This window comes from Nostoc sp. (genome assembly GCF_036918015.1).
In the GTDB taxonomy this organism is placed as follows: domain Bacteria; phylum Cyanobacteriota; class Cyanobacteriia; order Cyanobacteriales; family Nostocaceae; genus Nostoc.
In genome coordinates, this window is record NZ_JBALEO010000028.1 from 1 (window position 1) to 7,082 (window position 7,082).

Sequence of the window (7,082 nt, forward strand, 5' to 3'; positions counted from 1 at the left end):
AGTTGCGGGAATACGACCAGGCACAGGATTATTATCAACAAGCCCTGGAAATATATATCGAATTTGGCGATCGCTATTCGAGTGCTAGCACTTACGCAGTATTAGGATTGCTTGCACAAGTGCAGGAGAATTACGCGGAAGCTAGGGCTAATTTGCAGACAGCGTTGGAGATATATGTTGAGTATCAGGATGAATATATGGCTACGGTGACGCGAGAGAATTTAGAGAGTTTACCGGAGTAGAGGGATCTGGGCGATGTGCGATGTCTAACGACAAGCCGCTTTGCGTCTACGCATTTGGGTTTTGTGGGGAAGGGCGATCGCGTTTGGTTTGTGGAGGTGTGATCGCTCTAAGTTTTTCTTGCTTCTCAACTTCCATCTTTATAAATATTTTTACGATGTCCGACTTCCACAACATTCACCACTAGAAGATCGTCGAAAATATCATAGATAACGCGATAGTCACCTACTTTAATTCTGTAAGCATTTTCTTTCCCTTTTAGCTTTTTGACCCCATTTGGACGTGGTTCTGTAGCTAAATCATCAATTTTAATTTGTATACGTTCTTGAAGTTCTGACGGTATTTTTTTAAGTTGCTTCAATGCACCCCTCAATATTTCAACTTTATAACTCACGCAACTTCCTTTTCGATTCCTGTTTTTAGTTCTTTTTTAGCTTCTTCCCATGACAATGAATTCTCAAAACTAGCTTCTTTTTTTGCTTTGTCATAGGCTTTTAAATCTTCTTCTTCTTCTTCTTCTTCGATTGTTTGAATTAGTGCGTAAATCTCATCTAAAGTACTATCATAAGCTTGATTTAACAGGATGCTAATCTCTTTAATTAATTGCTCGCGTTCCTGTTCACTTTTCATTTCTAGACCTCTTTTATTGCAAATATATGTTTATAATTTGTCTTTCTTACTCTCAACTGAGGCTATAACTAAGACAGTAATTTAATTATAAATGCGATCGCGTTTTGGGGTTTTGAGATGGGGAGAGAATTGAAGAAGAATTCAGAAGTCAGAATGGGCTACGCCCCGCTATGCTAACAGGAGTCAGAATCAAGACGCTCGATGACCACCAAATCTACGATTTGGTGGGGGTCTTAAACCCGGTTATTCAGACGCTCGATGACTCGCTAACGCTGCGCTATCCGCCACTCGCACAGAAAACATTGCTGAATTCTGACTCCTGACTCCTGAATTCTGTTCGATAAACCTCAAGTAGCGGCAAATGTCAAGCGATCATTCCCTCTTCGATATTATCTGTGCCAGTGCGAACCTCGTCGAGATTTTCCGGTAAAAATCCACCTGCTTGCATTTTCCATAATCTGTAGTAAGCGCCGCCGAGTGCCAGCAGTTTGGTGTGAGAACCATCTTCGATAATCCGACCTTTGTCGAACACCAAAATCCTATCGAGATGGACGATGGTAGATAATCGATGAGCTACCACAATGACCGTTTTCCCATTCATTGCTAAGTCGAGGGTATCCTGGATTGCTTTTTCGGTGATTGAATCCAGGCTAGAGGTGGCTTCATCTAAAATAAGGATCGGCGCATCTTTGAGGATTACTCGCGCAATCACAATGCGCTGTCTCTGCCCTCCAGACAACTTGACACCACGTTCGCCCACCAGAGAATTGTAACCATCCTTGCTTTGGACGATGAAATCGTGAGCATGAGCCTTTCGCGAAGCCTCGATCACTTCCTCATCGGTTGCATCCAAGCGTCCATAACGAATATTTTCTAGCAAAGTGCGATGAAACAGAGACGGATCTTGGGGAATTAAGCTGATCTGAGCGTGTAGCGCATCCTGAGTCATGTCTCGAATATCGACCCCATCAATGATAATCTGTCCAGATTGTGGGTCGAATAAACGCAAAATCAGATTGACAAAGGTGGATTTTCCAGAGCCGGACAAGCCCACCAGTCCAACACGCTGTCCCGCTTGAATAGTTACAGAAAGATTGTTGAAAACTTTCTTTTCATCTGTGTAGTTGAAATTTACCCGCCGAAACTCAATCTTACCTTGAGTGATTGAGTGGGCGATCGCCTTCTCGCGATCGACTAATTCGTGGGGTTGAACGATGGTGAAAACACCATTGGCAACATTCCCAACATGTTCAAAAAATTCCAGAAAGCGGCGGCTCAAATTTCGGGCTTCACTAATGATCAACAGTGATAAGCTAGTTGCTACAACAAAGTCAGCAGTAGCGATCGCTCCTTGACTCCAAAGAGAGAGCGAGTAATACAGGGTGCTGATTTTCAAAATAGCTGCTGAGATGAACTGAAACCAGCGAATTCGCTCAGAGTACCAGTTGGACTCTCTCACGTGTTTGAGTTCGTGCCTTAATTGCTCATTCAAATAACGTCGTTCAAAACCAAAGCGAGCAAATAGTCGGCTACTAGTGAGATTTGTGACTGTATCTACAATGATGCCAGTTGTCTCACTTCTGGCGGCTGCGGCTTTCCGGGAGTAAAATCGGCAGCGAGTTGCCAGCCAGAACGAAATACTGATGAAGAGAACTGCCCATATTCCCACGAGTGCAGCCAGTGGAGGATAGGCGCGATACAGTATCGTCGTGGCGACAGTATACACAACAATTACTGGCATAAATTCAGTAATCATCATTTGCATCGTCTGGGTAACACCTAGAGAAGTTTCGCTAATCCGATGTGCCAATGCCCCAGAAAAACTGCTGCTTAGGTAGCGATGTGAATGGTGCTGTAAATAGGCATATAGCGATCGCACAATATGTTGTCGGTGGATCGGATGGAGAATCGTCTGCAAGAGTCCAGCCGATCGCCCGAATACCACTTCACCAACACTCAAGCCGATGAACAACATCAAGGGTTGCTTCATGGCATCAAAAATCGGCTTACTGTCGCCCGTAGATCGCGTCACGCCCCGGATGATCTCGCCAATAGCATAAGGCAACATAATGCCGCAGGTTGCATGTATTACCTCCAGGATCACCATTAATACATACCACCAGCGAAACTGGTTAACGAAATACAAAATGAACCTGAATGGAGTTGATGGCAAATCTGGTGCATCAGGAGCGCGTTGAAAGGATTTGGATTGTCTAGCTTTTTTGGTCATGAAAGTCGATCTCTTAGCATCATTTTAACTTTTCTACCAGATAAAAATGGACGACTAGATCAGCCGTCCGATGGCATTAGAGACTTTTAGAAGTACTCCACTAGACCATAATTTCTGATGGTGTGATTGCAGCATAAATGTCAGGCGGGAGTAACGCTTCTTGAATGTTGATTTTCTTTGGTATTACACCCTCGTCAAAAAACAAATCTGCCACACGCTGTTGTTCTTTAATTAGTGCAGGGCTGAGTCCTCTGCGTCCTACGAAAGTGCGACGAGACATCACCTTTTCTACCACATCCGCATCGAGCTTTTGTTCAGTAATCATCAATTTGGCAACTTCACCTCGATTCGCGTCTGCCCACTTGTCGAGCTTATTAAGCTCCTCAATGATAATTTTTAGCAAGCCAAGATTTTCCTCGGCAAACTTTCTGTCAGCAATATAATAAGCACCAGGAGAATCTAGCCCAACAGAATCTTTAAGGACTCGAATTCGACCCATTTTTTGAGCGATCGCATAGTGTGGATCTCCCGTCATCCAAACTGGAATTTTACCTTCGAGAAAAGCAGCCCGCGCTTCGATAGTCGGCAAACTTCTGATTTTAATATCTTTGAGCGTCAAGCCAATTGACTGCAACGCTCTGATAATAAAGTAGTGCGATGCCGAGCCTTTTTGAAAGTAAACTTCTTGACCCTTGATATCCTCAAACTTTTGAAGGGGAGACTCAGGCGGAACGGCAATCACACTACTTGTCCCTGTCCGTTGGTTTCTTTGTGTACCGACTACATAAACAAGTTGTGACCCAGCCACTTGTGCAAAAATTGGTGGTGTTTCTCCCACAGATCCCACATCAACTTTTCCCGCAGCCATCCCTTCCATTAGTTGGGGCCCTTGGACAAATTGCGCCCATTCTACTTTAATGCCTAACGGCTCTAAACGTTTCTCTAAAACTTTCCGATTTCGGAAAAGATCCCCCGCACTCTGATATCCCATGCGTAGAACTTTAGTTTTTATCCCAAGGGAACCTTCATTGGCATTAATACTGTTTGTCAAAGAAGATTGTTGGCTTTGTTCGCTACAACTTCCTAACAGATATGCCATAGAAAATCCACATAGCCCGGAAGTAGCAACATGAAGAAAACGGCGGCGTTTAATCATAGCTATTTTATCCATGAGATATTTCTGATTTGAAGGAATTCTGGTTGTCATTTGTCATTTGTCATTTGTTATTCGGAACTTCCCCAATCCCTAACGAAGAGAATCTCCTCTTCGGTATTCGGCAGTTATGTCGTCTAACTTTTGTTTCAAATTGTCGTCAAGTTTTAGTTCTACCGCCTTGAGGTTGTCAGCAAGTTGTTCTGGACGGCTAGCGCCAATGATGGGGGCAGTGATAATGGGATTAGATAAAACCCAAGCTACTGCTAAGGTGGTGAGGGAAAATCCCGCGAGATCCGCGACTGTGCGTAAATCTTCGACAGTATTGAATTCGCGATCGCGCCAGTAGCGTTCTTGATAACGTTCTGCGGCAGCACCTAGCGTAAAACGTGTACCTGACGTGGGGCCTTGAGTAAAATTGTGTTTACCTGTAAGTAGACCACCCGCTAATGGATTGTAAGAAATTACACCCAGTCCTTCTTCTTTGGCCAGGGGCAATAGTTCTCGCTCAATTTCGCGGAATAACAGGTTGTAGCGGGGCTGAATTGAGATGAACTTGGTTAGATTGCGCGTCTCAGCACGACCCAAAGCACGGGCGAGTCGGTAGGCTAAGAAGTTGGAAACCCCTATGTAGCGCACCTTGCCAGCACGAACCACTGCATCCAACGCTTCCAGAGTCTCATCAAGGGGGGTTGAAGCATCATCGGAGTGCAACTGATACAGGTCGATATAATCGGTTCCCAAGCGTTGCAGAGAAGCATCGATCGCATCCAAAATATGTTTCCGGGAAGCCCCCTGATCCCAAGGTGCAGGGCCAACCCGACCGACGCACTTGGTAGCCAAGATAAAATGTTCGCGTTTGCCTTTCAGCCAGCGCCCAATGATTTCTTCAGTGCGTCCAGCAGTGGCCAGCCCGCCGCCGAGGGGATAAACGTCGGCTGTATCTAAAAAGTTGATTCCGCCATCGGCTGCGGTGTCAAGGATGTGCCTGGAAGTTTCTTCATCAGTCTGCAAACCAAAGGTCATAGTGCCGAGACAGAGGCGCGAAACGGTCAATCCAGTTTTACCGAGATTAGTAGTTGGTAAGGTCATAAAGATGTTGTTAATTGAAAAAGTGTGGATATTTTTAAATAGAATGCAACGTGCGTTCCGCCCCGCTTCTCTATGAGATGCTACGCGTAGCTTGCTTCCCCAAAGGGGTACGCTAACGCAAAACTAAAACCCTATAGGACACATTGACTAAGCGATGATTAGCCCGATGTCGGCATTTTTAAGGCGTGAACCAATTTAACCAACCTTCCCAGTTTTGGACGATCGCAGCAAATTCTGCATAACCATCTGCTTTTGGGTGAGCGCCATCATTAGCTTTTGCTTCTGCTAGCCAGATTGGTGACTTCACCAAACGAGAAAACACATTGAGATACGGAACATCTAGTCGATCGCAAACCAATGCGAATTCCTCTGATAGATTGGCAAGAATTTGATTTCTTTTTTCTTGATCGACATCACCGCAGGGTGGCGGACTAACCATCAAGATTGGATAGAGTTGCTTTGCTTGGCTTAAGATACTGCGAGCATTTGCGATCGACTCTGAAAGTTCGATTCCTTGCTGTTTACCCGCCCATCCTGAATCGTTTGCCCCAAAGGAAAACACTACTCGACCATCGGATTCTTTTGGGAGACGATAGGAAACTTCCGAATACCAACGTTGTTTGAGATACCGACTCGTCTCTGCCCGCACCCCCAAGTTGTAATGGGTGATAGCGTATCCTCTTGACTCAGCACTGCGGCACACTCTACCTGTCCAACCCAAAAACTCTGGATCGCCTGTGCCATTGACAAAGGATTCACCGATAAAACAAATTCTGATTTCTTTGCGAGAATCTGACATAATTCAACATTCTAGAAGATATTAATATATTGTTATGTTAGGTAGGCAAGACGCTGCCTACCCCACTGAATATTGCAAGTTAGTTTTTGAAGATTTCACCTCAAGCAACTACAGAAATTTCACGCCGATTCTGAGAAATTAGCCACTGCTGCAACTTCGGATCGCCGTATACTTCATCTGCAATAAAATGATCGCCTTCCGGTAGCACTGTGAAATCGACTTTCCCCCCGACTTTGCGTAAGCGCTCAACAAAATTCTCTGTATCCTCAATCGGCAGATTTTTGTCCTGTCCACCTTGGAATATCTGAACGGGAATGTTTTTGAGTGCAGCTAGTTCGCTTTCTGCTAATGTTTTGGGTACACGTCCAGACACAGGTACTAGACCGGCGAAGCGATCGGGATGCAAAGCAGCAATATGCCAGATCCCCGCCGAACCTAAGCTGAACCCGGCTAATATTACCCGCGCTGGATCGACGGGTTGGGAAGCGATCAGTTCATCAAGCAAAGCAAGCACATCATCTGCTCGATCTGCCCAAGTCTGTTCAGCCGGAATCTGGGGTGCAGCAAATACATAAGGTAAGGAGTTGGATGAATCTACAAAACGAGGTAGACCCCATTTCAGCAACACATTCAAATCTGTGCCGCGATCGCGTCCTCCGTGCAGAAAAATTACTAAGGGTGCAGGTTGCTTGGCATTGTCAGAAACAGGCGAAAAAAGATAAGGCAAGGAACCATTGTTGGTGTCGTAAGAGCGTTGTTCAACAGGCATAGTTTTGACTCCTAATTGATTTGGGGATTGGGGATTGGGGATTGGGAATTGGGAGGAGACAAGAAAGAAAATTGGGCGTTGCATAAATGCGGGATGAATTAACTAAACACAGGTATTTCTCTATACTTCAAGTAATGGAGTAACAAGCGAATTGAGTATTTCAGCATAT

At 45.0% G+C, this 7,082-nt stretch carries 8 protein-coding genes; 1 reads left to right on the forward strand and 7 read right to left on the reverse strand.

The genetic code is table 11. The features are described from left to right. Positions 1–242 (forward strand): tetratricopeptide repeat protein (locus V7K61_RS06890; RefSeq protein WP_335052131.1); only part of this gene is annotated, 242 nt, incomplete at its 5' end. A gap of 125 nt (positions 243–367) precedes the next feature. Here V7K61_RS06890 and V7K61_RS06895 read toward each other — a convergent pair. The 7 genes from V7K61_RS06895 to V7K61_RS06925 all read right to left on the reverse strand — a co-directional run bounded on the left by V7K61_RS06895 (position 368) and on the right by V7K61_RS06925 (position 6,913). Beyond that, positions 368–634, reverse strand: a complete 267-nt coding sequence (locus V7K61_RS06895; RefSeq protein WP_335052133.1) for a type II toxin-antitoxin system RelE family toxin — start codon at positions 632–634, stop codon at positions 368–370. Further along, positions 631–870, reverse strand: coding sequence for a hypothetical protein (locus V7K61_RS06900; RefSeq protein ID WP_335052135.1), 240 nt, complete (start codon positions 868–870; stop codon positions 631–633). Before V7K61_RS06900 ends, V7K61_RS06895 begins: the two co-directional genes overlap by 4 nt. 364 nt (positions 871–1,234) lie before the next feature. Further along, on the reverse strand, positions 1,235–3,100 hold the full coding sequence (locus V7K61_RS06905; RefSeq protein WP_335052137.1) for an ABC transporter ATP-binding protein: 1,866 nt from the start codon (positions 3,098–3,100) through the stop codon (positions 1,235–1,237). A gap of 100 nt (positions 3,101–3,200) precedes the next feature. After that, the gene (locus V7K61_RS06910) at positions 3,201–4,256 is read right to left on the reverse strand and encodes an aliphatic sulfonate ABC transporter substrate-binding protein (protein WP_442936297.1); all 1,056 of its coding nucleotides are present in this window, start codon (positions 4,254–4,256) and stop codon (positions 3,201–3,203) included. A gap of 90 nt (positions 4,257–4,346) precedes the next feature. Next, positions 4,347–5,345: an aldo/keto reductase gene (locus tag V7K61_RS06915; RefSeq protein WP_335052141.1), complete on the reverse strand. Its 999-nt coding sequence runs from the start codon at positions 5,343–5,345 to the stop codon at positions 4,347–4,349. A gap of 178 nt (positions 5,346–5,523) precedes the next feature. Then, positions 5,524–6,144 (reverse strand): GDSL-type esterase/lipase family protein, encoded by a 621-nt coding sequence (locus V7K61_RS06920; protein WP_335052143.1) that lies wholly within the window; start codon positions 6,142–6,144, stop codon positions 5,524–5,526. Between the two features lie 100 nt (positions 6,145–6,244). Further along, positions 6,245–6,913, reverse strand: coding sequence for a dienelactone hydrolase family protein (locus V7K61_RS06925; protein ID WP_335052145.1), 669 nt, complete (start codon positions 6,911–6,913; stop codon positions 6,245–6,247). Positions 6,914–7,082 lie beyond the last annotated feature (169 nt).

What these genes read in the sequence shown, in the direction of transcription:
- V7K61_RS06900 (WP_335052135.1), bottom strand. Translation starts at nt 870, where the DNA reads ATGAAAAGTGAACAGGAACGCGAGCAATTAATTAAAGAGATTAGCATC.
- V7K61_RS06905 (WP_335052137.1), bottom strand. Translation starts at nt 3,100, where the DNA reads ATGACCAAAAAAGCTAGACAATCCAAATCCTTTCAACGCGCTCCTGAT.
- V7K61_RS06910 (WP_442936297.1), bottom strand. Translation starts at nt 4,256, where the DNA reads ATGATTAAACGCCGCCGTTTTCTTCATGTTGCTACTTCCGGGCTATGT.
- V7K61_RS06915 (WP_335052141.1), bottom strand. Translation starts at nt 5,345, where the DNA reads ATGACCTTACCAACTACTAATCTCGGTAAAACTGGATTGACCGTTTCG.
- V7K61_RS06920 (WP_335052143.1), bottom strand. Translation starts at nt 6,144, where the DNA reads ATGTCAGATTCTCGCAAAGAAATCAGAATTTGTTTTATCGGTGAATCC.
- V7K61_RS06925 (WP_335052145.1), bottom strand. Translation starts at nt 6,913, where the DNA reads ATGCCTGTTGAACAACGCTCTTACGACACCAACAATGGTTCCTTGCCT.